Below are 605 nucleotides of genomic sequence, written 5' to 3' on the forward strand. Positions count from 1 at the left end.
AACGATTCCGTCACACTGCGCCTCATGACTGAGCATGACCTTGCGATGCTCTATGAGTGGCTAAATCGATCTCATATCGTCGAGTGGTGGGGCGGAGAAGAAGCACGCCCGACACTTGCTGACGTACAGGAACAGTACTTGCCAAGCGTTTTAGCGCAAGAGTCCGTCACTCCATACATTGCAATGCTGAATGGAGAGCCGATTGGGTATGCCCAGTCGTACGTTGCTCTTGGAAGCGGGGACGGATGGTGGGAAGAAGAAACCGATCCAGGAGTACGCGGAATAGACCAGTTACTGGCGAATGCATCACAACTGGGCAAAGGCTTGGGAACCAAGCTGGTTCGAGCTCTGGTTGAGTTGCTGTTCAATGATCCCGAGGTCACCAAGATCCAAACGGACCCGTCGCCGAGCAACTTGCGAGCGATCCGATGCTACGAGAAAGCGGGGTTTGAGAGGCAAGGTACCGTAACCACCCCAGATGGTCCAGCCGTGTACATGGTTCAAACACGCCAGGCATTCGAGCGAACACGCAGTGATGCCTAACCCTTCCATCGAGGGGGACGTCCAAGGGCTGGCGCCCTTGGCCGCCCCTCATGTCAAACGTT

At 55.5% G+C, this 605-nt stretch carries 1 protein-coding gene; it reads left to right on the forward strand.

Going from position 1 to position 605, the window contains the following annotated elements:
* The coding region (gene aac(6')-Ib, locus GF617_RS26960; protein ID WP_203452781.1) for an AAC(6')-Ib family aminoglycoside 6'-N-acetyltransferase at positions 1–543 on the forward strand (543 nt) is incomplete at its 5' end.
* Between the last annotated feature and the right edge of the window lie 62 nt (positions 544–605).

It is taken from the genome of Lelliottia sp. RWM.1 (assembly GCF_016859735.1).
Classification (GTDB): Bacteria; Pseudomonadota; Gammaproteobacteria; order Enterobacterales; family Enterobacteriaceae; genus Enterobacter.